Origin of the sequence: Streptomyces yaizuensis, assembly GCF_034961445.1 — a bacterium.
In the GTDB taxonomy this organism is placed as follows: Bacteria; Actinomycetota; Actinomycetes; order Streptomycetales; family Streptomycetaceae; genus Streptomyces; species Streptomyces yaizuensis.
The window spans coordinates 276,938-301,860 of sequence record NZ_BSBI01000001.1 but is presented as its reverse complement, the minus strand read 5'-3'; the positions used below and the strand labels follow the sequence as shown (position 1 = coordinate 301,860).

Annotated in this window: 17 protein-coding genes and 1 pseudogene; 9 read left to right on the top strand and 9 right to left on the bottom strand. The window is 67.0% G+C overall.

From position 1 onward, the window contains the following. Positions 1-145: 145 nt before the first annotated feature. Entirely contained in the window at positions 146-2,092 is a 1,947-nt protein-coding gene (locus SYYSPA8_RS01075) for a GmrSD restriction endonuclease domain-containing protein (RefSeq protein WP_323444951.1), read from the top strand. Between the two features lie 724 nt (positions 2,093-2,816). Here the strand turns inward: SYYSPA8_RS01075 and SYYSPA8_RS01065 are convergent. Both SYYSPA8_RS01065 and SYYSPA8_RS01060 read right to left on the bottom strand, forming a co-directional pair. Continuing rightward, complete coding sequence (locus SYYSPA8_RS01065; protein WP_323444950.1) at positions 2,817-3,473, bottom strand: TetR/AcrR family transcriptional regulator; 657 nt, start codon at positions 3,471-3,473, stop codon at positions 2,817-2,819. A gap of 59 nt (positions 3,474-3,532) precedes the next feature. Beyond that, complete coding sequence (locus SYYSPA8_RS01060) at positions 3,533-4,984, bottom strand: M14 family zinc carboxypeptidase (RefSeq protein ID WP_323444949.1); 1,452 nt, start codon at positions 4,982-4,984, stop codon at positions 3,533-3,535. Positions 4,985-5,694: 710 nt separating this feature from the next. Here SYYSPA8_RS01060 and SYYSPA8_RS01050 point away from each other — a divergent pair. After that, a complete protein-coding gene (locus SYYSPA8_RS01050; protein WP_323444948.1) occupies positions 5,695-6,744 on the top strand; it encodes a nuclear transport factor 2 family protein in 1,050 nt (349 codons plus the stop codon). Positions 6,745-6,904: 160 nt separating this feature from the next. On the opposite strand, the gene SYYSPA8_RS01045 is transcribed toward SYYSPA8_RS01050, so the two are convergent. Next, complete coding sequence (locus SYYSPA8_RS01045; protein ID WP_323444947.1) at positions 6,905-7,351, bottom strand: hypothetical protein; 447 nt, start codon at positions 7,349-7,351, stop codon at positions 6,905-6,907. Between the two features lie 347 nt (positions 7,352-7,698). Here SYYSPA8_RS01045 and SYYSPA8_RS01040 point away from each other — a divergent pair, with 347 nt between their 5' ends. Further along, complete coding sequence (locus tag SYYSPA8_RS01040; RefSeq protein WP_323444946.1) at positions 7,699-8,166, top strand: peptidase inhibitor family I36 protein; 468 nt, start codon at positions 7,699-7,701, stop codon at positions 8,164-8,166. 436 nt (positions 8,167-8,602) lie between these two features. Beyond that, on the top strand, positions 8,603-8,833 hold the full coding sequence (locus SYYSPA8_RS01035) for a hypothetical protein (protein ID WP_323444945.1): 231 nt from the start codon (positions 8,603-8,605) through the stop codon (positions 8,831-8,833). Between the two features lie 339 nt (positions 8,834-9,172). Here SYYSPA8_RS01035 and SYYSPA8_RS01030 read toward each other — a convergent pair whose 3' ends face one another. Then, on the bottom strand, positions 9,173-10,168 hold the full coding sequence (locus SYYSPA8_RS01030) for a hypothetical protein (protein WP_323444944.1): 996 nt from the start codon (positions 10,166-10,168) through the stop codon (positions 9,173-9,175). 226 nt (positions 10,169-10,394) lie between these two features. On the opposite strand from SYYSPA8_RS01030, the gene SYYSPA8_RS38465 reads away from it, so the two are divergent. Then, a protein-coding gene (locus tag SYYSPA8_RS38465; protein ID WP_456115152.1) for an IS630 family transposase occupies positions 10,395-11,479 on the top strand; the annotation gives its coding sequence in 2 pieces (ribosomal slippage) (positions 10,395-10,856 and positions 10,859-11,479; 1,083 coding nt in all). 108 nt (positions 11,480-11,587) lie between these two features. Here SYYSPA8_RS38465 and SYYSPA8_RS01015 read toward each other — a convergent pair. From SYYSPA8_RS01015 to SYYSPA8_RS01005, 3 genes and pseudogenes are all read right to left on the bottom strand, one after another. Then, positions 11,588-12,182, bottom strand: a pseudogene (locus SYYSPA8_RS01015) (transposase family protein); the annotation flags it as partial. 41 nt (positions 12,183-12,223) lie between these two features. Next, positions 12,224-12,625: an ATP-binding protein gene (locus SYYSPA8_RS01010; RefSeq protein ID WP_323444942.1), complete on the bottom strand. Its 402-nt coding sequence runs from the start codon at positions 12,623-12,625 to the stop codon at positions 12,224-12,226. A 1,444-nt stretch (positions 12,626-14,069) separates the two neighbouring features. After that, positions 14,070-14,579, bottom strand: coding sequence for a hypothetical protein (locus SYYSPA8_RS01005; protein ID WP_323444941.1), 510 nt, complete (start codon positions 14,577-14,579; stop codon positions 14,070-14,072). 625 nt (positions 14,580-15,204) lie between these two features. Here SYYSPA8_RS01005 and SYYSPA8_RS01000 point away from each other — a divergent pair. The 3 genes from SYYSPA8_RS01000 (at position 15,205) to SYYSPA8_RS00990 (ending at position 22,369) form a co-directional block, all read left to right on the top strand. Next, the gene (locus SYYSPA8_RS01000; RefSeq protein ID WP_323444940.1) at positions 15,205-16,563 is read left to right on the top strand and encodes a hypothetical protein; all 1,359 of its coding nucleotides are present in this window, start codon (positions 15,205-15,207) and stop codon (positions 16,561-16,563) included. Between the two features lie 248 nt (positions 16,564-16,811). Beyond that, positions 16,812-21,458 (top strand): AAA domain-containing protein, encoded by a 4,647-nt coding sequence (locus SYYSPA8_RS00995; RefSeq protein WP_323444939.1) that lies wholly within the window; start codon positions 16,812-16,814, stop codon positions 21,456-21,458. After that, complete coding sequence (locus SYYSPA8_RS00990) at positions 21,455-22,369, top strand: hypothetical protein (RefSeq protein WP_323444938.1); 915 nt, start codon at positions 21,455-21,457, stop codon at positions 22,367-22,369. The genes SYYSPA8_RS00995 and SYYSPA8_RS00990 overlap by 4 nt, the downstream gene beginning before the upstream one ends. A gap of 175 nt (positions 22,370-22,544) precedes the next feature. On the opposite strand, the gene SYYSPA8_RS00985 is transcribed toward SYYSPA8_RS00990, so the two are convergent. Further along, complete coding sequence (locus SYYSPA8_RS00985; protein WP_323444937.1) at positions 22,545-23,978, bottom strand: dihydrolipoyl dehydrogenase family protein; 1,434 nt, start codon at positions 23,976-23,978, stop codon at positions 22,545-22,547. A gap of 118 nt (positions 23,979-24,096) precedes the next feature. Here SYYSPA8_RS00985 and trxA point away from each other — a divergent pair, with 118 nt between their 5' ends. Beyond that, positions 24,097-24,489, top strand: a complete 393-nt coding sequence (gene trxA, locus SYYSPA8_RS00980; RefSeq protein WP_323444936.1) for a thioredoxin — start codon at positions 24,097-24,099, stop codon at positions 24,487-24,489. A gap of 16 nt (positions 24,490-24,505) precedes the next feature. Here the strand turns inward: trxA and SYYSPA8_RS00975 are convergent, their stop codons facing one another. After that, the gene (locus SYYSPA8_RS00975; RefSeq protein WP_323444935.1) at positions 24,506-24,781 is read right to left on the bottom strand and encodes a hypothetical protein; all 276 of its coding nucleotides are present in this window, start codon (positions 24,779-24,781) and stop codon (positions 24,506-24,508) included. Positions 24,782-24,923: the final 142 nt, after the last annotated feature.

Sequence of the window (24,923 nt, the reverse complement as noted above, 5' to 3'; positions counted from 1 at the left end):
CCTTCGCCCGCCGAAGTGCTACCGAAAAGTTCGATCAGCAACCTCCCCACACCCCAAGACCAGGCGGTAACTGTATGCACTGATAGCATTACTGCTTCATGTCGAAGTTCGGTGGGGGCACCGCCGAGTCCGGAAGGCGGATTGCATGCAAATTTCCCAGATCCTGGACAAGGTCAATTCGGGCGATATTGCGCTTCCGGAGTTTCAGCGGGGCTACGTATGGACCCGCGACCAAGTCCGCGGCTTCTTCCAGTCCCTCTATCGCGGTTACCCCATCGGGGGGTTCCTCACCTGGAGCACCAAGGCAACAAACGCCGATGCCCGGGGCAATGCTGCGGAGAAGGATGGAACGATTCATCTGCTACTCGATGGCCAGCAGCGCGTCACTACCCTTTTCGGTGTCACACGTGGCACACCTCCCCAGTTCTTCGAGGGGAATCCGGAAACACTCAGCGGCCTCCACTTCAACCTCGACACCGAAGCCTTTGAGTTCTACGCGCCAGCGAAGATGAAAGACAACCCCACTTGGGTCAATGTGACTGCTCTCTTCCAGCAAGGAATCGGCGCACACTTGGTGACCGTCACCACACTGGCCGAGGGTGACACAGTGCTACAGGCAACCTATTTTGAGCGGCTGAATCGCATCACACAGATAAAAGATCGTCTGGTCCACATTGAGGATGTCACAGGCCCAGACATGACCATCGACGTCGTGGTGGAGATCTTCAACCGGGTGAACTCCGGCGGAACCAAGCTCTCGAAGGGCGACCTCGCACTCGCCGCTGTCTGTGCCTCCTGGCCGAGCGCCCGAGTAACCATGAAGGGTGCGCTGGCCGACTGGTCGGATGCCGGATTCAACTTCAAGCTGGACTGGCTGCTGCGGAATACCACCGCCGTAGTGACCGGCGGCGCGGAGTTCTCCAGGCTCGGTGATGTCGCCATGACGGAGTTCAAGGATGGCCTGCAAGAAACCGTTGCTGCCATTTCTTACCTGCTGAACTCTCTTGGGGGACGACTCGGCCTCGATCACGACCGGGTGGTCAACGGCCGCGGCGCGTTCCCCGTGATGAGTCGCCTGCTACACCATCACCGCGGCACCTTCCCTGATTCCATGACCCGGGACCGGCTCTTCTATTGGTACATTCACAGCTTCCTCTGGGGGCGCTACACGGGCGCCACGGAGACTGCTCTGAATCAGGACCTCCAAGCCCTCGACGAGGGCGGAGTGGATGCATTGATCGCCGTCCTCCAGCGCAGCCGCGGGCATCTCGACATCCGCCCCGACGACTTCATCGCCTCCAGCATCGGCTCCCGCTTCTATCCGCTCCTCTACCTGCTCACCCGGGTCCACGGTGCGCAGGACCTGCTCAGCGGGGTTCCGCTCAAGGACACTCTGCTCGGCCGCAACAGCTCGCTCCAGGTTCACCACATCTTCCCCAAGGCCCGGCTGAGGGAGTACGGCTACAGCAAGGAGGAAGTCAACGCTGTGGCCAATCTATGCTTCCTCACACAGGACTCCAACCTGAAGATCGGCGCGAAGCCTCCTGCCATCTATCTGGAGGAGATCGCGGAGAGGATGCCGGAAACGCTGTCGTCGCAATGGATTCCCGCGGATCGGTTGCTGTGGCGCCCGGAGAACTACGGGTACTTCCTGGAGGAACGCCGCCGACTGCTGGCAAACGCCGCCAACTCCTTCCTCCGGGTCCTCCACGACGGCCCGTACCCGGTAACCCTCACCGAGGCTTCGGGTCTGCCACTGCGGTCCGCAACCAACGTCGCGGACCATGAGGAGACCTCTGAGGAAGTACCCGGACTGTCCAGCCTGCTCGCCCTTCTCGCCAACGTCGGCATGGCGCAACCGGAGCACGAGGCCGAAGTATGCGACCCCCGCACCGGAAAGGCCATCACCATTGCGGCGGCATTCTGGCCACAGGGACTCCAGGGAGAGACAGGCACCCCGGTTCTGCTTTCCCCGGAGACCACCCCGGCGGAACTGAAGGCACTGGAATCCTGTGGCTACCGCGTTTTCCACAGCAGCGAGTCGCTGGGCCGCTATGTGAGTCGGCTACGAGCCGAGCAGAGGGCGAACTGACTCTTTCGTCAACAGAATCCATGAGCAACCAGGGGTGCCCGACGACCTCCCGCAGCAGCGGGGTGCAGTGAAGGCGGCACCCCTCACCCGTCGACGAACTTGTGGTGGCTCGTTGGTCGGAGCCGGGAACGTCCGCCTCGTCAGCAACCGACGGGCCACCATATTTGATCAAGGTCGTGGCGTCAGCCATTCCACTGTCGCCTGGCACGACGTACCCGTCGGGACCGTGGGCTGCTCAGGAGCCACGGCCTGGCGTCGGCCGCGGGAGTGGACGAAGCGGGTGTCCGGCCACGCCTGCACGCCCTACTGCGCCGCGCAGATCTGCTGGAGCAGCGCGACTGTTCCATGAATGGGTCGTACGTCTGAGTCCGCAAAGGAGGCAGTCCGTCGGCCCCTCGCCTGTCGGCCGTGTCCGTCCCGACTCAAGAGCCCGACCCGACGACCGCAGTGTGGCTTTAACGGCGGTTCCTACCCCCGAAACGACTCCAGCAACCGCCGTAAAGGACACACCTTAACCACCCCCAAGAGCCGACGTGAGGGTGATGCCCAAGGCCCGTTGCCTGACGTCGGAGTGGGCGACGAGGCCGTGGCCCCGACTCGCCGTGCCCGATGGACCGCCCCGACCACCGTCCTGAACGGCTGCGAGGGGTCCGTCACTCCCCCGGCGTCCTCTCGTCCCGCTCAGGAACGAGTCCTCGGCGGGCGTACCGGACGGCAGCCTCCGTCAGCGTTCTGCCACCGTGGTGGGTCCGTGCCCGGTGGGCCCGTCGCCGATGAGATGGACGAGGTTCGCACACGCGAGGACCATGGAGTCCAGGTCCATGTGGTCGCCCGGGATGCCGCGCAACAGGAATCCGCTGCTGAGGGCGAGCAGGGAGGAAGCGATCAGTGCGGCCTCGTCCCCGCTGACACGGCGCTGGGACGGCCCGTCCGAGCCGTCCGAGACGGGACGGCCGGTGAAGAGGGAGATCAGGGCGTCCCGTTGCAGATGCTGAAGCCGCAGGGACTGCCGGCGGAAGAACTCGTCGTCGAGGCAGAGCAGCACCAGCAGAACTTCCAGCCGGGCTTCCTCGTGAAAATCGTCGTCGATGCCGTCGGCGACCTGGCGGGCGTACAGGTCGAGAAGGGCGGGGAGGCCCGAATCGCTCTGTCCGAGCCGGTCGATGTCCTTGATGTGCTCGTGAACGCCTTCCTCGATGACCGCGAGGATCAGGTCGCGCTTGCTGCCGAAGATGGAATAGACGGCACCGGTGGTCAGATCGGCGGCTGCGGCGATGGAGTCCACCGGGACGTTCACGCCCTGAGTGGCGAGGAGATGGCGGGCTGAATCCAGGAGCGCACGGCGGTTGTGTTCGCGTTGTTCGGCGCGATTGCGGCGCATGAGATTCCCTGGTGTCTGGACGTCGCGCGGGGGGGATGGCAGTGGCACCCACGCCGAGGCTACAGGCACCGGGCGGCGGTGAAAGCCACGTCGATCTGTACAGCGGCAAGTTCCCGCAGGTCGAGGCCGTGGCCCGGGAAGTCCCGCTGCATCTGTGAGCACCGGCGGACGAACCAGGTCCGCAGCCGTCTCCTCGCGTGCCGGGCGTCGACACCGGGGCCTTCCAGGAGCTGGAGCAGCATGCCGCCGGCGCGCAGGGGGAGACTGTAGGCCATCCACAGGAGGGCGAATCGCTCCGCCACGGTCGCCTCACGGACGGCGGTCGGTTCGGTGGCCATCCGGCGGTAGGCCCGAGCGGTCAGCTCGGCGAGCCGCAGGTGTTCGGCCACGGAGATGGCGTACGGGGAAGACGCCGGGAGACTGCCTCTCGTGTGCCGGACGGTCTCGGCCAGAATGTCCCCGTCATGTTCGAGCCGGTCCGCCGTCCGGCCGAGGAGCCGGTCGTAGCGGTGGCCGCTGCCGTCCGTCTCCTCGAACCGGGGGCAATGCCACATGGGTGTCTCCGGCAGGACACCCAGAGCTCCATGTCGTGCGGCGGCGTAGTGAATGCTGGAGACGCCGTGCACCATCTGCTCACCGGGCACGGAGGGCTCGGGTTCAGCCAGGAGGAAGGAACCTCTGCCCAGGGGGGTCGCCCCACCGTCGGCCGGGGCGGCGTGGAACGGAAAGCCACGCTTGGCGATGGCTCTTTCCATTCCTGACACCAGTTCCGGGATGTTGCGGTTCGTCATGAAGTGGAAGCCGGTGAAGTCGGAGCTGTGCAGGGTGTAGACGAGCTTCGGCTTCAGGTCGTCGATCAACGCCATCAGCGCCCGTGTCTCCGGGAGGGGGTCGTCGAATCCCCCCTCGACGGGGAAGGTCCACTCCACCTGGTTCCGGAAGGCGGGGCGGTAGAACTTTCCGTAGTAGTTCTGGATGGTGTGCGGGCCGTCGTACCATTTTTCGCCGAGGCGCATCGCGTCGGGGTCCATGCAGGGCACGATGTGCCAGGTCACATCGAGCCCTTCGGCGAGCTCGGGGTGGCGGGCCCCCAGGCGGGCCAGATGGAGGGCGGTGAGGAACCCGGTGGGTTCGTTCGGATGCGGACCGCCGAGGACCAGAGCGTTGTTCCGCCCCGCGCCGACGGAGATCATCAGAATGTCCCGCCCTGCCCGAGAACGGCCCACCGTGCGCAGTTCGGTCCGCTGCGGATGGTCACGCCTCACGGCCCGGACGCCGCGGTGCAGTTCGCGCAGCGTGGGGTAGCCGTGTACGTCTGGAATCCCGGCTTCCCAGTCCAGCCCGATGGAGCGGGGCCGGTTCGCGGCACGAGCGCTCCCACCGGCCACTCCCGTGATGGACCCGCCCGCCGCCGCGGCGCCCAGTGCCCCGGTGGTTCGGAGGAAGGTGCGCCGACCTGGCTTCTGCCCGTGACGGCCTGCGGCCTCGTCGGCCCCCGGGGTCCTGTCCATGGCTCACTCCCGTCAAGGATGCGGCATTGATAATGCCATTATCTCAATAATAGAATTATCAAAGTCAAGTGTGTGGAGTGGGACCGGCGGAGCACAGCCCAAGGCATGAACAGGCCGCGCCGACTGCCGCGGGCCGTCTCCCCGGTGCGTCCAGTCGGGCCGCGCTCGGCAGTCCGGCGATCGAGGGGACGGATGAGGGAAGGAGAACAGGCTCCGTGTGTCAGGTCCGCACCGTCCTCCCCGTGGTGGGACGCGGGGCACCGAAGCTGGATCGGCAGCTCTGAGGGGGAGACTCCGGTGTGGCGACTGAGGGGCCGGCGGAAGGTGACGGGTTAACCGAAGCCGGTCTCGTCCGCGATGCGTTCCACGGAGATGGCGGCGGTCTCCAGAAGTTTCTGCGCGCGGTGGACGCGGGCCCGCAGCAGCCACTGGAGCGGGGTGATACCGGTCGGGGCACAGACACGGCTCTCTCAGTGCTCCCGGCCCGCCGTTTCCTTGACGGTGCCGAAGATCTGTCCGGGCACGGACAGCTCGAACGGCAGGACGCCGTCGAGCACGAGAATCGCCGCCATCGTTCTGGCCAGAACCCATCGGATGCTGTCATTCAGGCCACTGTCAGGAGATTCCGCGAGGCGGGAGGATCGCCCTGTCATCCCCTCCTCCTCGGCCCCGGTCACACCCGGGGCGCATCACGGTAAGGACGCGTCGCAGTGGACATTTCTCCCCCTGAGTCGTATGCCGGTCTCGAACTTCCCCGTACCGAACTGGCCATCGCCGCCCGGCGCTACGCCGAGGAGCTGACCGACCCGGTCGTCTTCCGGCACAGCCTGCGCGGCTATCTCTTCGGCCGGGCACTCGGCGAGGCACGGGCGCTCAGGGCGGGCGCCGACTACGACGACGAGCTGATGTTCATCGCGAGCGTGCTGCACGACCTCGGCGTCAGCGACGAGGGCAACGCCGATGAGCGGTTCGAGGTCGACGGAGCCGACCTCGCGGCCCGCTTTCTGAGCGGCCACGGCATGCCGGACGACCGGGTCGCCCTCGTCTGGGACGCCATCGCCCTGCACACCTTCGGCGGAGTCGGGGCCCGCAAGGGTCCGGAGGTCATGCTCTGCCACGCCGGGATCGCCGCCGACATCCTGGGCAAGGACCGGGGCCTGCTGCCCGCCGGATTCGCGGACCGGGTGCACGCGGAGCTGCCGCGCGAGGACCTGGCGTACGCCCTGACCGACGCGATCGTCGCGCAGTGTCTGGACAACCCGCGCAAGGCCGGCCCGCTCTCCTTCCCGGGCCAGCTGGTCCGCCACCATCTGCCGCACGGCACCCTGCCCGACTGGTACGAACTGATCGCAGCTGCCGGATGGGGCGACCGGCCCACCGGCAGCGGGGACGGGCCCGCGGACGCGCGGAGCCCGCAAGAACTGGGCGAGCTGTTCGTCCGCCACCTGGCATCCGGCGACCTCGACGGGCTGACTCGCCTCTACGAACCCCGCGCGGTCTTTGTCCCCCGTCCCGGTGACACCGTCACCGGGACACACGGGATACGGGAGAGCCTGCGCCGGTACACCGAGGAGGGCGTACGCATCACCCTGCGGCTCCGGCGGATCCACCGGACCGGTGATCTGGCCCTGCTCTCCTCCGTCGCCACCATGTCGGCGCCCGGAACCGCCACGGTGACCCGGACCACGGCCGAGGTGGCCCGCCGCCAGCCCGACGGACGGTGGCTCTACGTCGTGGACGACCCGTCCTTCGACGACTGACCGACCCCGGCGGCACCCACGGCTTCCGTCCGGTGTGCCCGTCCGCGGACGGGCACACCGGACGGTTCCAGGGCTGGATGGTGAGGGGGTTCGTCAGCAGGACCCACCAGGGTGACGATCTCGGTGCGGGCCGCGATCAGCGGATGACGTGGCGGCATCTTCATGCTCCCGTGGTGGAGCCGGGCCCGACGATCATCAGCACCGTGGCGGTGGCCCAGAGCAGGTCGAAGACGCCGGTGAGCATCGCCAGGCGGGCTCCGGCGCGCTCGTCGCCCATGACCGCGCGGCCCGTTCCGGCCGCTGACTCGACCGTATGCAGGGCTTTCCCCTGCCATGGGAGCAGCGGCCCGGTGAGGATCACGGTCGCGCAGCCGGTGAGCGCCATGGAGGTGATCAGCCAGGCGCTGCCCAGCACGCCGAGGCTCTGGCCGGTGGCGAATCCGAAGACGGGCACCGTGACGCCCACGACCGCGTACACCCGGCAGATCCGGTGCGATGTCCGCAGCGTTGCCCGGCGGGCTGCGGCGTCCGGGGTGGCCTGCGCCTGGCGCAGCACCTTGGGGAACATGCCGGCGGCGATGGTGACCGGGCCGACGGCACAGATCACGGCTGGGCATGGAGGGAGGGAAAGGACTTGGTCCAACGATCTCTCGGGGAACCAGCGGACGCCGGAGATCAGTCAGCCTTCGCACGGGAGTGATTCCCAGATGTGAAGCATTGACATCCGTCGGGGGCAACCTCTGATCTGAGGGCTGTTTTACCTGGCCAGGAGGGGTTTCCGCATTTCCGCCATAGTCATACAAGCGCACTTTGTCGCTCGAAAGAGTGATACGCCCGATCGGGGACTATCGGCGTGGCGCAGGGACTGGTGTGCTCTGGGCGGCCAGTCGTCAGGCGGGTCGCTCGCCATCACACGGACATGTCCTCCGTGTGGGGAATGTGAAGGAGTGCGCCATGATCCGTACGTCGAGGACGAGGGCCATGACGGCCATCGCGAGCGCCGTCGGCGCCGCCGTGCTGACCCTCGGTGCGACCGCAGCCCCGGCCCAGTCCGCCCCGGCCGGGAGCGACGCCCCGGTCAAGGCCGCCGCGCCCGTCCTGCCCGCCGGTGCCGTCGCCCTTCCGCGTGGGGCGCGGGGGCCGGAGCAGTGTCCGGACGGCGCGATGTGCTTCTGGGAGGGCGCGAACTTCTCCGGGAACGGCTGGGCCCTGGCCAAGCCGTCCAACGGTCTGCAGTGTCAGGGCGCGGTGCCGCAGGGGTTCTCCGCGCCGCGCAGCGCCTACAACCGGACCAACGGGAACATGGCCCTGTACCGGGGCGGTTCCTGCATCGGCGTGTGGCAGATCGGGGTCCTCAGCCCCGGCTTCGCGTACGGCGATGTCGATCCGTACCGCGTCTACGCCTGGAACTGGACCCTGTGACCGTCCGGGCGTCCCTCTGACGGATCCGTCCGGGCCCGCTCCGTGAGACCCCGGACACCATCCCCGCCCCGGCTCTTCCGGTACGGGGACCGGTGAGGCGGTCCTGAGAGCCCGCGACCCTTCCCGTGGGCCCTGCCGTCCCGCCTCACCGACCGGCCGTGCGACCGCTCACCGCCGAGGGTCACGGCCCGGCGAAGCCTCCGCTGTCCGACCCGGTACGCCTGCGTATCCGGCCGGCACCGGAGGCTTCGCCGGTTCCGTACGCGGCGGCACCGGACCCCGCGTCACACGCTCACGGTGCGCTAGCACACACGTGGATGAACGGATGACGTGCCCACCTTCCAGGCGGAGTACCGAAAACTGCCACCCACCGGGGGGGGTTCGCCCGCCGATAGGTGGGCCCCGGGTGGGCAGAGCGGCCGGCACGCAACAGCGCGTGGTCAGCAGCACCACCGCCCAGCTCCAGCGGCTCCTGCCCCACGGGGCCGTGATCACCGGTCTCGCCGCGCTCGCCCTGCGGCACCGCTCCTCCCCGCCCTCGCTCCCCGGCTTCGACCGGATCGTCGCCCTGCTGCCCGGGGCACGGCGGTCCCGGCGCCGCGAGGTGGCGGTGGCGGTGGCGGCCCGGGGCTCGCCGAGGCGGTGGGGAGGATCGGGGAGCCCGTGATCGTACGGAAGTTGCTGTATCCGAGTGCACTCAACCCCGGTACGTCTCCAGCAGCCGCCGTAAAAGACACACCGTAGCTGACCTTCTGCTCCCGTGTTGCTGTCCGATCTTCGGGCCTGCAGCCGAGAACCACCAGACAACCGGTGCTGAGGTTGTCGACGTTGGTATCCGCCAACCTCCGCAAGGACAACCCAGCCTATCCGGATGGCAACGGACGCCGGTCCAGCCGTAGTGGTCACCTCGCAGGGCGACCACCACGGCTGAAGCATCCGCTCGGCATGGGGCGGCGGGCCGTTCTCAGCCCATCATGCCGGCGTCACGGCTTCCTGCCGACCCGGATCACGAATCGTAGCGTTCAGTCACCACCATCGCTGTCCCTGCGAGTACCGCTCCCGCAGGCGCCTCAGCCCACTCGGCAAGCAGCAGCGGCTTCTGGTCCACGGACTTCAGCAAGTGAGCGATCTCCTCGGCGGTTGGCGCGACCGAAAGGGCACAGCCGACCACGACGTGGCCTGTCGCGCTGGTGTGGTTCCCGGGCTCCTCCTCGGGATCGTCCGGCACCCAACGGCCGACCTCGATCTCCCACGAAGCCTCGTCGTCGCCTGGTTCCGGCGCTTCGATCGTCAGGTAGAAGCCGTCAGAGTCGTACGGCTCCGCGAAGAGGCGACAGCTGGGGTCGTCGAGTGAAGCCCACACGTCGCCACCCTGGGAATGCGCGGTGACCAGCACCCGAAGGGCAGCGACCGCCTTCTCCCGTTCCTCCGAGGTGCATCCCGACTCACGTTGGTCCAGCTGCTCGCGCGCCTCGTCGCTCAGAGTGTCCAGTCCGTCGTCGTACTTCACGAAGGGGTGCCCGAACTCCCAGCAGCGCTCGGTCCCCGGCTCATCCTCCGAGGACGTTCCCGAGAAGTCCGCGAGTCCTGTCTGCAACCCGTGCTTCTCTGCCTCCAGTTCCGATCGGATCGCCCTGCTGACCGTGTCGGGGAGAGCCGCCACGGCACTTTCCAGGTCGGCGAGCGCCTGGTGAAGCCGCAGGCAGACGTATTCGTACCACAGACTGTGGGTGCCGCCGAGAAGAGCGGTGCGGGCGGCAGGGTCGGTCAGCGAGGCAAGGTGCGTGCGCGGGTAGTAGCCCACACGCCGTTCCCGGTGGTCGTGGATGCTGACAGGGACAGTGGCGAAGGCGGAGATCCGATTGAGGGCGTCGACGGCCGGAATCGCGAGACGAGGCTCGGCAAGACTCGTCACGGTCTTGGACACGACGCCGTCGGGACCCTGGTAGGTCGCAAGGATCTGGGTCTTTCCACGGGTGGCGTGCTGAGAGTAGATGGTCAAGGAAACGCCTTTCGGCTGTCCGGCACACGACGGCCGGGCAGAACAGGTGCACAGCAAGTGGGGAGGAGGTGGTGGCGAGGGTGCTTTCCGACGCTCCGTACCTCAAGATGTCCGGAGGTGGCCCAGGTACCATCCCAGGCTCCGTTCCTGCCCGCAGGTTACTGAGTTTTTAGGCGTGGTGTTGTGTAGGGCTGACAGGGTCTGATCGTCGCGGTATGCCTGGAAGATGAGGTATCCGCAGGGTGGGGGCCTGTCCCCTGAACGGCAGGTGTTCCGGGAGTACGTCCGGCTGGAGGCGGCCGGGATGTTCGCGGCGGGTCAGGGCAATGCCGCGGTCGCGAAGGAGTTACGGGTCGGTGTCCGGTCGGTCCAGCGCTGGCGGCGGTCATGGACGGAACGGGGAGAGGCGGGGTTGCGGTCACGCGGCCCGGTGTCCCGTCCGAAACTGGGCAGAGCCCTGTTCACGGCGCTGGAGGAGGAACTGGCCAGGGGGCCTGCCGCGCACGGCCGGCCGGACCAGACCTGGACCCTGGCCCGGATCCGGACACTGATCGGGCGCCGGTTCCACAAGACCATGACTCTCTCGGGCATCTCCCAGATGTTGCGGCGGCACGGCTGGAGCCACCAGATGCCCGCCCGGCGGGCCGTGGAGCGTGATGAGGCGGCGGTGGACGGCTGGGTGAAGGAGGTGTGGCCCCGCGTGGAAGCACCGCGGCGGCGCTCGGCGCCTGGGTCGTCTTCGAGGACGAAGCCGGCTTCTCGATGACGCCGCCTACCTCACGCACCTGGGCCAAACGCGGCCACACCCCGGTGATCAGGGTCCGGGGCCGGTCCCAGCGCCGGTACTCGATCGCCGCCCTGGTCTGCTACAAGCCCGGCGAACGCTCCCGCATGATCTACCGGCCCAGACGGCACACCGACCACAAGCGGGGCGGGCGCCGCAGCTTCGCCTGGACCGACTACCGCGACCTCCTCAAGGCTGCCCACCGCCAGCTCGGCGGACCGGTCATCCTGATCTGGGACAACCTGAACGTGCACAAGGACCGCCGCCTGCGCGCCTTGATCGATGCACAGGACTGGCTCACGGCCTACCACCTGCCGCCCTACGCACCCGACCTCAACCCCGTCGAGGGCATCTGGTCCCTGCTGCGACGAAGCAGCCAGGCCAACACCGCCTTCACCAGCCCAGAACACCTCATCACCACACTCCGCCACGGCCACCGCCGACTCCAGTACCGCAGCGACACCCTCAACGGATGCCTCACCGAAACCGGACTCACCATGACGACACCACGCCTACAACCTCAGTAGACGCATCCCCTGCGCGCCGCAAGCAGCTATTCTCCCCGCTCGGCCGCGAGGACGGATGACTGGTGAAACCGCGCCGCAACCGCGGGACTTGTTGCGTTCCTCCTTCTAGTCCGGTAGTTCGAGCCGGCCACGCTCGCGGCGGTGAGGGATGACGCCAGCGCCCGGATAGCCGCCGTCGGCGATCGTGAGCGTCCTACCCCAAGCGGCCTTGGCGCCGGACTCCTCCCATGCCTTGCAGTCGCTGCGGTTCCCAGGCAATGGCCAGCCGACCACGTTGACCAGGCGGATGTCGGCGTCGATGACGACCTGGTGGTTGTGGAGTACTGGTCGTTCTTCGACACCCGGCCACGGTGTGGTCGCGGGTGGGGACCAGGGATGCCGTCCACGATGAGCACGGTGTCATTGGCAAACTGCTTGTGTGGCTGGAGTGCAAACATCGGCCCCAGATGGTGTGATTCGGGCGACCGCCGACTTCGACACCCCGAACAGCGGAGCGAGCTACCGCATCGTGAGGTTCGTTCGCCAGTACTCCGCGACCAGCAGCGGAGCCCGGTCCTCCAACGGAAGACTCCACGGTCGGCCCTTGCGGACCGCGTCCGCACCCGGTGCCGCAGAACGATCACCAGTTCCCGAACTGTCTCGGGTTCAGCCCGGTGAACCGGGCTGTCCAGTACGATTCCGACGCCGTGATCACGCGAGGCAGTTCGGATTCGGCAATGCCCTCTCATGTCGCCGACTCGGATCCTACGTACAGAGTCCTACCGTGACTGTGTTACCTCGGTTACTGGTGTCACAGCCGACCCTGTCCGCGAGTGCGTACACGATGGTCAGACCCCGCCCATGTTCGGACTCGTCACCTGGGGAATCCGGTCGAGGCAGGGTGCTCGTGCCGCCCTCGTCCCTGACTGACAGGACGACGAATTGAGACAACACCGCAATCACAAGGTGAAAGCTGCCGAAACCCCGTTCACTAACGGTGTGCCGGATCGCGTTCCCACTCAGCTCGCTCATGATCAGCACGGCGTCGTCTACCCTGGACGTATTCTGCAGAATATCCCAGGTCCAGCGACGCGCTCGGCCGACCTCCTCCGGAAGGCATGGGTATGTAGAATTCCAGAATCGCACAATACTGGAACCCCTGCGCATGCATGCCTCACTTGAGCCCAAAGAGACCCTCCCTGATCAGAAATTCCTCAACCGACCGATATCTTCGATTTCATACAGATGGAAACTCGCACTTCTCACCCATATTGATCCACCCTCTTGCCCGGAGCAGAGAATTGATTGCTAGCATGAGAGAAGCCGCAACGGAACGTCCGTCAGAACTCCTCCTGCCGGGGAGGGAGATCCGCGCCCTGCGCAGGTAGGGATGATCCCCGGCCAAGATGCGTCGGCCGTATTGGACTGTCGCATTCCCCGCACATGCGGGGCTCTGCCCCACAGGATCCGTCCAGCGCCAACATCGAGCTCGGCCAAAAGACCACTCAAGCCGTTCCCCAACAGTAACTGCGCCCTGTAAAAGCGGGTAGCATCCCCCCTCCTCCGCAGCGCCACCGGAATCTGACTGTGCGAACGACAGCCCGATACGACCGTACCCATCTTGGCCGCGAAAAATTAAAGCTTTTTCGCGGCCAAGATGGGTACGGTCTGCTCCTCTACCCCATCTTGGCCGCTTGGGAAACCTGCCGATGAATCGGTTATCACGGTGCTGGCGGACATACTCGGCACAACGTCACTTGCTGGCGTCAAACGTGGGCCCGGTACGAACTCGCGGTTGGGAGCGCGAGCCACCGCTGTGTCGGTGGACGGTGAGATGGAGGTGCATGGGGGAAGTGACCACCGGTTTCCCGTGCGAACAGCCTTTCGGGCGCCCCCGGGTTGGCCACGGCGGCCCGGAGCACGCGGTGGCGACGACTGCTGTGGCCAGCCGCCCCCGCTGTCACCCCGGGATTCGACGGCATGATCAGTCTCTGGGCAACTGGCACCGAGCAGCATGCCGACCTTCTCAACGGCGTAATGGCAGGCTGTGGACGGTCACTACCACACTGATCGAAAGCGGCCCCTACATCGTGACCGGCAGGGACTGGACCGTATGGGTCTGGGGCTTGGCCAGCGAGCGGCAGGCCGACAAGCTGAGCGGCCACCACGGTCCGGTGCGTGCGGTAGTGAGCACAGTGGTCAAGGGGCGCCCCGGGCCATCACCCCTGCCTGTACGTCTCCAGCAGCCGCCGTAAAGGACACACCGTAGCTGCCACGCCACAGACATCGGCAGGACCCCGGGTGGGCAACACGGTGCCCACGACCGGCCGACGCGGGAACCTCGACGGCCGACCGGCGCGACGGAGCTCCCGCATCGGCAGCAGCGGCTCGATCACCGCCCACTGGACATCCGTCAATGACGAGTCACAGGAACCCTGGCGGCCTTCGCCGGGGCCGGCCACCGGGAGCGGCCCCACGGCCGTGGACGACACCGGGTGTCGGTACCGGCTGCGGTCAGGGCGCCGGCCCGGTGGGCCGCGGCGATTCCGGCGACAACGACCGCCGCACTCCAGTGGCGGTCGAGATCCGGCGGAGTTCCTGAGCCGGTGGTTCAGGAAGCGTGTCGCCCCGAGCCGTCGGTGTCGACGGCAGCGGCGTCACTCACGTCTTCCACCCTCAGAGGCCGTTGTCCGCTGAATGCGATCACGAGACCGTAGGGGTCGCAGACGGGTAAACGCCCCTCGGCGAAACGCAGGTGCCACTCGTCGGCGTAGAAGTTGAGTTGTGGAGAATCCAGGGGAAAATCCGCGTCCGGCACGCTGCGGTAGGACTCCGATTCCGCTTCGGTGAGACCAAAGAATTCCGGGTCTGCCTCCAACGCCTCCCGCACAAAGCGGAGCCCCGTCTCCAGGTAGTGATCGAGTCTGCCGAGTACCTCTCCGACCAGGACAAGATCGGCCGCGTCGATATCATCGGTGCCTTCGAGCAGAAGGTTGACCTCGACAAGGCCACCGTACAGCGCGCTCTCCGGCACCTGTTCCACGCTCCAGACCCTCAGTTCATCGGGTCCCCGTTCGAAGCGCAGCCGTCCGATGCCGCTACGGAAGACGGTCGAGGACACGGTTACCCCATCTCACGGAACTCAGGGCGCGGGCCGCCATGCCCAGCCTTCCGCCATACGGAGAAGGCACTGACCAGTGCGTGCAGCGGCCCTCACCCCTCGTCAAGAACCCCAGCACGCCGCAGCGGATGAACGCTCCGGACGGCACGGCACCTTTGCATGTCCGCAGAGTGCCACAGCGAGAGCCGCCCCCGCACAATCCTTCGTTCCCCGGGCCGCCAAGGGATCACCGCATCGCCTCGGCGGCGGAAGACTGAGAGCGACTACCCCTGCCTGTACGCCTCCAGCAGCCGCCGTAAAGGACACACCATAGCCACCCTCATGGGAAGCGTCGACGAGTCGTCGTCGCCCCTGGAGTAAGCCCGCTGCCGAGGGAACATGAACAGGCAACCGTCGCCGTAGTCATGGTGCTGCCAACCCGCTCCCTCCTCGTCCCCAAGCAGCAGTCCGGGCACGACGGCGAGCCTCGGCAAGAGCGCCGGTCGGCCATGGCGTGTTCCCCGCGCCTTCCCACGTGACCGCGGGGCTGCATCACTCTGTGCCCGCATACGCCCTGTGTGCGCCCCTCGTACACAACGTAGCTTGCGATGTCGGTCTGACCCGTGGAAGCAGCAGGGGGAGCAGGTTGAAGCCAGCCGCTGACGTACTCAGGGATCTCGTCCAGCCGTCGAACATCTCGGTCCATTCCAGTTCGGGACTGGTCGGCAGCGTCGTCGCAGCCGCCGCGGAGGATGACCAGACGCGCGAGAAGAAGGAACTCGACCAGCTCCGGCGCAAGCCCGGGCTGCTGCCCATACCTGTGACGGAGCTGGACCGGGTCGTCCGGCTGACGCCCTGGGACGCGCTGCACACTCTCGGTCGGGCCATAGTCCTCTCCCGGCGGGGCGCCGGCCGTGGACTGGCGGAGCACTGGGGTTCCCTCAAGTACAGCCAGGCTCTGACCGGCGGCGTCAACTCCTTCATGGCCCTCTCTGCGGAGGGACGGGAAACCGCCGACTACTACAAGGCAATCCAGTCCGGGGAACTCGGTACCGGCTTCGCCCTCGCCCTCGCTCGGAACCTCTTGCGCCGCCGCTACCCGAACCATTCGGTCTCGATCGTCCCCGCGGACACCGCGCTGCGAGCCGGGTGGGCCCTGACCAGCCGGGACTCGGGCCATCGATCCGGATACCGCTATCGGCCGCAGTTCTTCGCCGAGGTATGGAAGCCCGGAGAGTCGCCGAGAGTCGTTCCGATAGCGTGCAAGGGCAACCACAGCAACGCCGCCGTCTCGCATGCCCAGCTCGCCTCCGCTTCCGCACACGTCGAGGCGGTCCACATCGGCGCGTGGGACGAGACACCGGCCTTGGTGTTCAGCACGGAATTCGCCATCGAAGGCGCACTCACCGTGCACGCCTTGCAGGCCGACGGAACTGGGGGCCGACTGACCGGCCCGCTCGACGCCCCTGGCACCGGCCTCGACCACCGTATCGAGGACGCGAACATCTTCCCGGGCATCCAACCGCCGACCGAGAGCGAGCGGGGACAAGAGCCGGCGCCAGGCTTCCACATACAGCCGAAGCACTATGCCTGGTTCCGGCAGGTCCTCGCCCGAAGCGCTGCGGCCGGACTGACGGCCTTCGCTGGCGACGGCGCCGCCACGGCCCAGTATCTCACCCAAAGGCAGGGCAGGCGCCGCTTCACCGACCCCGCCCACGCCGCCACCGACAGCGTCCAGGACGCGCACCAAAGGCTCCTCGACATCGACTTCGTCGGCACCGACCATGTGTTCCGCCTCAACAGGACGCGGGTAGAGGCGTTCTCCGGGGTCGCAGACCACCTCTTCCACCACCTCGCGGAAGGCCGTGTCGAGACGTACCGCGCAGAGATCCACGCGCAGCGGAGAAGCTGGCCGCTCCTCGCCTGGGATTCGGAGTGGGACGGCCCCGTGTCCGTTCACCAGGACGGCTCCGTGCTCGCCATGCGGGTACTGCCACAGGCCTGACGCCCGCACAGCCAACTTCGCCCCCTGGGTGCAGGAAGAGGAAACGAAGAGGTCAGAGATCGCCGACGACCCCGTGCCGGGGGCAGCACAACATAGGTAACTGGGCCGAGCGAACCCATCGGCATGCCCGTCAAGACCAAGTCGATCCGGCCGCATGAAGTTCGTATCGCGCCATTCCCCAGATACAGGTTGCTCCAACTGTCCCTCATCCCGATTCTGGAACGTTCGCCACCAGCCGGGAGGAACAAGTGAACACACCGCGCCGTCACGCGAAGGACCTCGACGTCATCGGTCAGACTGTCAGTCTGATCGGCTTCCTCAAGGAGGTCGTTCAGAGTAGCAATCAACGGCTTCGTGATGACCGTCGCGCAAGGGAACGGTTGTGGCTGGGCGCCATGCCTCCCTCCGTGCGACGCCCATCCGACCGCCCTGACGGACTGCTGTTCACTCTGGACCACGTGCCGCAGACATCGCCACCTTCGCTCCCGAATCTGCTGGATGGTTGGGTATCCACGGAGCGCTGCCAGGACGAGGATGGCGGTGACCCACCGCTTGAGGCTGAGGGCCCAGGGCAGGAGCTTGTACGAGCCGCCGATGGCAAACAGTCGTGGGAACAGGCGACGGAGCAGACCGTCCGCCGAGAAGATGCCGACGAGGTCCTCCGAGCCTACGGCCCCTGGCTGACGCGCTGGCGGAGGTGGGCGGAGAGGGAGCGCACGGATCGCCCCCTTCGTGAGCTGTACGACCAGGTCTACGGCTGGCATCAAAGGCTGGCCCAGCAAGATGACCAACTAGAACTCGTGCTCGGTGTAGGACTCTTAACTTGGCATGATTCACACGGCGACGCCGTCCACCGTCACCTGCTCACCCATCGCGTGGAGACCCTGGTAGACCGTAAGACTGCCAGGCTCACCGTGCGGCTCATGGCCGAGGGCGCCATGCGGCTGGAAGATCAGTCATTCCTCGACACTGATGACGGCTGGGCGCCCGAACGCTCGGCCGCGCTCACCGAGGAAATCACAGCCCGGTCACTGCACCTGCTGGGTGCGGAGGCATTGGAGCAGTTGGCCCAGTGGCAGGAGCGGGTGTTGCAACGTCCCGTGTCCTTCAGCGCAGAGTGGCAGCCGCTCCGCGAGTCAGAGACAGGCGCACGCCTCACGTACGCTCCCGCACTGGTACTGCGCCCGCGGGACCGTAACGCTCTGCTGGGCTTCTACGACCGGATCGCGGACAGCGTGTCCTCCGAGGCACACGCACCTCTGGGTCTCGCCCAGCTAGTGCTGCCGCTGAACTCCGAAGAGCGCGTGGACTGGGACAGTAGTGGGATTCCGCCCCTCTTCGGGGACGACCCGCTCTTCCCAGGAAAGACCAACGAACGTCAACGTAGCGTTCTGCAGCGACTGGAACACGACACAGGCGTGGTGGTGCAAGGCCCACCGGGCACCGGCAAGACCCACACCATCGCCAATCTGGTCTCCGCACTACTGGCCCAAGGGCAGAGGGTCTTGGTGACAAGCGCCCGCGACCAAGCCCTGACAGTCCTGCGGGACAAGCTTCCTCCCACTGTCCGAGACCTTTGTGTCCTGCTTCTGAGCTCGGCACGCCAGGACGGGGCAGACGAGCTGGAACGCACGGTCAACGCTCTCACCGATCAGGTCGCTGCGAGTGACCCTGACCAACTGCAGGACGAGATCCGTCTACTTTCCGCTCGCCGGGAGGAAGTACAGGGAAGGATCAGCTCCCTCACCGGGCAAGTGATCGCGCTGCGGGAGGCCGAGATCTATCGACACCCGGAGATCGCACCGGGCTACGCTGGCACCCTGGCCGAGATCGTGCAGCGCGTGCGCGGAAACGCCGGACATCATTCCTGGATCGGCGCTGTTCCGGCGGATGGCACGAGTTCCTCGGTACCTCCGGTATCCCCCGCGCAATCGATGGAGCTGCTGAGCCTGCTGCGCGATGGTGCGGCCGAACCACGCGCGGGTGGCATGCTGCCGGAACCCGACAGCCTCCCCTCCCGCGAAGCGTTGGCTCAGGCATGCGCAGCCAGTCTCGTCACCGACCAGGGCCTGTCCTCCCGAGCGATCGACATCAGTGGCGACCTTGCCAGACTCGACAGCTCTGTCACCGATGAGCTGACCTCTCTCATGGATTCCTGCCGAACGGCCCTGCACCACCTGGGGCTGTCTCCACACGCGACGAAGTGGGATGAAAGCACGTGGTCAACCAAGGCCCTCACCGACCGACTCTCTCGTGAGAACCACGCGCTGTGGCGTCGCGTGTCCGGACTCGCCGACCAACTCGTCACCATCTCCGAACGACTGAACCAGCAGGGGATGACGCGCGTCACCATGCCTGGGCAGCTCTCCTCGGAGCAAGCGGATGCGATGCTCACGGCAGGTTCCGCGCTGCGTGAGCACCTCGCTTCGGGGGGCAAGCTTCGAGCCCGTGGCAGCTTCCGTGCCTCGCGGGCGCAGCAGGCCGCGCAGAACCTTCTGGACACGTGCACCGTGAACGGTAGCTCACCCGAAACTCTGGGAGACCTCGACGCCGCGCTTGCTCACCTCCAAGCTCGCTCAGCCGTTGCCCTGCTGGCGGAGCGGTGGAAACAGGTACGGGTTCCCGTACCCGAAGGACCGTTGGAAGTTCGGCTGGCGTCGCTGACAGAGGCGTACGAGCGCCTGAAGCATGTCGACGCGTTCGGCATCAGCCGCGAGCGCATCGACGAGCTACTCGTCCATCACGGAATGCATATCGCCCTCACTTCTCGGTCAACGTGGCAGGACTTCGTCTGTGCCCTCTCTACGGTCTCGGGCCGACGGGCGGCGGACGAGGCCAGGGCCCAGTTGATTGGCTGGGAGGAGCAACTGCGCGCACGGGTGGACGGTACCCACCCCACCACCGAGGCCGTGGCCGCCGCCCAAGCCATCCGGGATCGGGATCTCGATCGATATGCCAAGGAGCTTGAGGCCCTGCGCGAAGCTCATCGCCGTGAGCACCGCCAGCGTCGGTGCGCCGTGCTACTCGAAAGCCTTCGCCGAGCCCACCCGCTGCTCGCCGACCAGCTTTCGCACGATCCGGGAGATCCGGCATGGGAGGCCCGCCTGGACTCTCTGGCGGAGGCGTGGGCCTGGGCGCTGGCCGCTGCGTTCACCCGACGCCAGCGCACTCCGGGCCGCGAACGCGAGATTGAAGGAGAACTGGCGCAGTGTGAACGCCATCTGGAGGACATCACCGGTGAGCTTGCTGCCACCTGGGGGCGTTGGCACTGTCTCCGTCGTATGACGCAAGAGCAGAGGTCGGCGCTCCAGGCGTACCGCAACCACATGTCCTCGTACGGCAAGGGCAAGGGACGCAGTGCAGGCCGCTACCGTGCCGCGGCGCACGACGCCATGAAGACAGCGCAGGAAGCGGTGCCTGCGTGGGTCATGCCCATCTCTCAAGTCGCCGAGACGGTACAGGCACGACGGGACGCGTTCGATGTCGTCATCATCGATGAAGCGAGTCAGGCAGGCATGGACGCCCTGTTCCTGCTGTGGCTGGCGCCCCGCGTCATTGTTGTGGGGGACGATAAACAGTGCGCGCCCTCGCTCAGCGGTATGGGTCGGCACCAGGCCATCCATGACCGGCTCGTCTCCCATTTGCCTGACATGCCTCCCATGCTCCGCACGCTTTACGGGCCCTCCACAAACCTCTACCAGTTACTGTCCACTTTCTTCCCGAAGGTGGTCCGTTTGGAGGAGCACTTCCGTTGCATGCCGGAGATCATCGGCTGGTCCTCGCAGACCTTCTACAACAACAGGCTGCAGCCCCTGCGCCAGTACGGCGGTGAGCGCCTCGACCCCCTCGTGACCCACTTCGTTGAAGGGGCTGTTACCCAGGGGCGCGACGGCAGGATCCGCAACCCGAAGGAAGCTGAGGCCATCGTCGACTGCTTGGCCAGGCTTGTGGCAGACGACAACTACCGGGACCGGACCATGGGCGTCATCACTCTTCAAGGGTCGATCGGTCAGGTCAAGCTCCTGGAGAAACTCATCCAGGAGCGGATCCCCGCGCCGATGCGCGAGCGCCATCAGATCCGTGTGGGCAGCCCCGCCTCGTTCCAGGGAGACGAACGGCACGTCATCCTGCTGTCAATGGTCGTCACCGATCCGCCGCGCATCACGGGAGGCGCCCGCAGCGAACGGCAAGCCTACAACGTCGCCGCATCACGGGCGCAGGATCAGATGTGGCTCTTCTACTCGGTACCGCCGGATCGGCTGAAGCGGGAGGACTTGCGCCTTAATCTCCTGTCTTACATGGAGGACCCGCCGTCCGCGCTGGCCAGCTACGAGGACATCGGAGAGGTATCGGACGATGTGCAACAGAAGCCTTTCGAATCACTCTTCGAGCAGCACGTCTACCTGCGCCTGAAGGCCCGGGGATATCACGTCGTCCCGCAGCTTCAGGCCGGGCACAAGCGTCTCGACCTCGTGATCGTAGGGACACGTGGGCGCCTGGCCGTGGAGTGCGACGGTGACCGATACCACTCGACGCCCGAACAGATCCGGAACGACCAACGCCGTGATCGTGAACTCCAGCGCGTCGGCTGGACGATCTGGCGCATTCGCGAGAGCGAGTTCCGATTCGACCCCGCAGAAGCACTCTCTGGCCTGTGGGACGAGCTCGAACGGCTTGGCATTCGTCCAGCCACGTTCGAGGAAAACAGCGTTCTCGCCCGGTCGTCCGCGTCATCCCCCAACAAGCACTGGACGCCGTTCGACCTCTCCTCCGACGAGGGCCTGGCCGATGACACCACGGAATCAGTCGATGAGCCGAGTGCGGATGATCTGGCCGAAACCCTCGACGAAACCGAAAGTAACGTAACCGAAGACGGCACGGAAGGCTCCGCATGACCGCGCAGTCCCCACTCGGCATCCTGGACACCAACACTCTGGAGGAGCTCGCACGCGTCATCTGCGGTGACGATCATCTCTACTACCGCAAGGGCTACGAGATCGCTCGTTTCCTGGAACACGCTGGCTGGCAGCGGGTACCAGAATACAACGGCGAGTACAGGATGGACTGGACACTCGCCCGGCTCACCGAGCGCCGGGAAGAGCCCACCGAGCTGGAACGGGTCCTGCTTCGGCTGGCCGACCCTCGCGAGTACCTTGACGAGCTGGAACAACTGCCTGCCGTCGTCACCGCTGTCAATGCCTTTCTCGTCTACGAGGGGGCACGCCTAGAAAGCCAGGGCGGCCGGCCGCGTCTGGTGGCCTGCGACCCCTCTCTTGCCCACCCAAGTAGCCAGGGACCTTCCGAACTCAGCGCAGCCATGACCGATCTCATCAGTGACCGGAAGATGGCGGCCCTCCTCCAACACCGCTTGGACGAGGCACGCACCTGCTATGCCAATGGTGCTCACGTGGCCGCCATCATCATGCTTGGCAGCCTACTTGAAGGCGTGATGGTCCATGTGGTCTGCGAACGCGATGCCTCACTACTCGGCAGTACATCAGCGGACAAAGTAACCCTGGATTCATTGATCAAAATTTGCCACAAAGCGCGGTGGATCGATGCCGATGTCGAGCGCTTCTGTCACGAGCTTCGCAAGTACCGCAACTTCGTGCACCCGCGAGCAGAGATCCGCGAGGCCCACACTCCAGACCGATACACCTTGGACATGTGCTGGCCCGTGGTCAACGCAGTTCTGAACGATCTCGCCACCTCCCAACCGAAGACAAACACACCAACTCCTGCTATCGCGTCTATCCGGCCGGTACCCCGACCACCATCAGCAGCACGTCCGGCACACAGGCAGTGACACCAGGAATCAAGCCCATATTTTGGCCGCCGCCCCGCGCTCTACAAGCGTCTCAGTGGCCGAACCTTAAGACCGTGTCCTGAAGGCAGGCGAGCAGCTTGTAGCAGCTCAGGGCGACGACGGTGACCTCCCTCGCAGCACCGCCCTACCCATCGCAGTATGGCTTTAGCGGCGGCTACCCCTGCCTGTACGCCTCCAACAGCCGCAGCCACACCTCGCTGATCGTCGGATACGCCGGGACCGCGTGCCAGAGGCGTTCGATGGGGACCTCGCCCACCACGGCCACCGTGGCCGAGTGGAGGAGTTCGCCGACGCCGGGGCCGACGAAGGTCACGCCGAGGAGGATGTCGCGGTCGAGGTCCACGATCATCCGGGCGCGGCCCCGGTAGCCGTCGACGTAGAGCGAGGCTCCTGCCACCGAGGCGAGGTCGTAGTCCACGGCGCGGACGCGGTGGCCCGCGGCTTCGGCCTCGGTGAGGGAGAGGCCCACCGCCGCCGCTTCCGGGTCGGTGAAGACGACCTGGGGGACGGCCGCGTGGTCGGCGGTGGCCGTGTGGGCGCCCCAGCGGTCCGTTTCAAGGAGGGGGACGCCCTGGGCGCGGGCGGCGATCGCGGCGGCGGCGATGCGGGCCTGGTATTTGCCCTGGTGGGTGAGGAGGGCGCGGTGGTTGACGTCGCCGACGCCGTAGAGCCAGTCGTGGCCCTGGACGCGGCAGCTGTCGTCGACGGCGAGCCAGGAGCCCGGTTCCAGGCCCACGCTCTCCAGGCCGATGCCGTCGGTGCGCGGGGCGCGGCCCGTGGCGAAGAGGACCTCGTCGGCCTCGATCCGGTCGCCGCCCGCCAGGACGAGGGTGACGGGGCCGGTGCCGCCGGGGCGTTCCACCGCGGTGACGGAGGTGTTCAGCCGGATGTCCGCGCCCGCCTCGGTGAGGGCGTCGGTGATGTGTTCGCCGACGAAGGGCTCCATCCGGGGCAGCAGGCGATCGCCCCGGACCAGGAGGGTGACCTCAGAGCCGAGGGCCTGCCAGGCGGTGGCCATCTCGACGCCGACCACTCCCCCGCCGACGACGGCGAGCCGCCCCGGCACGGCGTGGGCGCTGGTGGCCTCCCGGCTGGCCCAGGGCTTGGCGCCGGCCACTCCCGGCAGGTCGGGCAGGACCGCGCGGCTGCCGGTGCAGACGGCCACCGCGTGCCTGGCGGTCAGGACCTGGCGCTCGCCGTCGGGGCCGTCCACGACGACCCGTCGGCGGCCGTCGAGCCGGCCCCGGCCGCGGTAGAGCCGGGCGCCGGTGGAGTCCAGCCAGGTCACCTGGCCGTCGTCCTTCCAGTGGGAGGTGAACGCGTCCCGGTGGGCCAGGACCTCGTCCGCGTCCAGCGGGCCCGCGGCCGCCCCGCGCAGGCCGGGGGTGCGGCGCGCGTCCGCGCGGGCGAGCGCCGGGCGCAGGAGGGCCTTGCTGGGCATGCAGGCCCAGTACGAGCACTCCCCGCCGACCAGTTCGCTCTCCACCACCGCCGTGCTCAGGCCGGCGGCGCGGGCCCGGTCGGCCACGTTCTCCCCGGTGGGGCCCGCGCCCAGGACCACCACGTCGTACTCCACAGCATCCGTCATAGGGACAGTCTGGTACCCGGTGTGGCTCCCGGCCACATGGGCAGGAGGAATAGCGTCGTCCCGGCCGTGGTTGTGCCGGGCGAATGAGTACACCACCGTCACAGGAGAGGTATCGGGCATGGCCACCATAGAGCTGACCAAGGAGAACTTCGATCAGGTCGTCTCGGAGAACGATTTCATCCTGATCGATTTCTGGGCGTCGTGGTGCGGGCCCTGTCGCCAGTTCGCGCCCGTCTTCGAAGCCTCCTCCGAGCGCCACCCCGACCTCGTCTTCGCCAAGGTGGACACGGAGGCCCAGCAGGAGCTGGCGGCCGCGTTCGACATCCGTTCCATTCCGACGCTGATGATCGTGCGGGAGAACGTCGCGGTGTTCGCGCAGCCCGGCGCGCTGCCCGAGGCCGCGCTGGAGGACGTGATCGGCCAGGCGCGCGGGCTCGACATGGACGAGGTGCGCAAGTCGGTCGAGGAGGCGCAGGCGGCGGAGGCAGCGGAGGGGGCTCAGAAGGCCTGAGTCCCGCGCGCGGAGGTCAGCGGGTCGGGTCCACGACCCGCGCCGACAGGCCGTAGTCGATCTCGGCGCCGTCCACGAGCAGTGCCTCGACGGTACGGGTCGCCGGGTCGATGTCGGCCTCCATGCCTTCGCCGGTGTACCGGGGGTAGCCGGATGCCCCCGTCTCGCCGGTGGGGGTGACGACGGCCGAGCGGATCGCGGCGGCGATCAGGGAGGCGCCGTCGTGGTCGGGGTGGCCCTCGACGTGTTCGGGCACCAGGAGGATCTCCAGGCGCCGGGGGTCGTTACTCACGGTTACGTCCTTCCGCCGGGCGGCACCGGTGCGCGGGGCGCCGGGGCGGCCGGTGGATTCCTTCCCTCCCCGTGACGCTAGGCACCCCGGGGGCCATCCGCATCCCGGGACCGGGCACAGGACGGGGCACAGGGCAGGCGCG

What these genes read in the sequence shown, in the direction of transcription:
- SYYSPA8_RS01075 (WP_323444951.1), top strand. Translation starts at nt 146, where the DNA reads ATGCAAATTTCCCAGATCCTGGACAAGGTCAATTCGGGCGATATTGCG.
- SYYSPA8_RS01065 (WP_323444950.1), bottom strand. Translation starts at nt 3,473, where the DNA reads ATGCGCCGCAATCGCGCCGAACAACGCGAACACAACCGCCGTGCGCTC.
- SYYSPA8_RS01060 (WP_323444949.1), bottom strand. Translation starts at nt 4,984, where the DNA reads ATGGACAGGACCCCGGGGGCCGACGAGGCCGCAGGCCGTCACGGGCAG.
- SYYSPA8_RS01040 (WP_323444946.1), top strand. Translation starts at nt 7,699, where the DNA reads ATGATCCGTACGTCGAGGACGAGGGCCATGACGGCCATCGCGAGCGCC.
- SYYSPA8_RS01010 (WP_323444942.1), bottom strand. Translation starts at nt 12,625, where the DNA reads ATGCGCAGGGGTTCCAGTATTGTGCGATTCTGGAATTCTACATACCCA.
- SYYSPA8_RS00990 (WP_323444938.1), top strand. Translation starts at nt 21,455, where the DNA reads ATGACCGCGCAGTCCCCACTCGGCATCCTGGACACCAACACTCTGGAG.
- SYYSPA8_RS00985 (WP_323444937.1), bottom strand. Translation starts at nt 23,978, where the DNA reads ATGACGGATGCTGTGGAGTACGACGTGGTGGTCCTGGGCGCGGGCCCC.
- trxA (WP_323444936.1), top strand. Translation starts at nt 24,097, where the DNA reads ATGGCCACCATAGAGCTGACCAAGGAGAACTTCGATCAGGTCGTCTCG.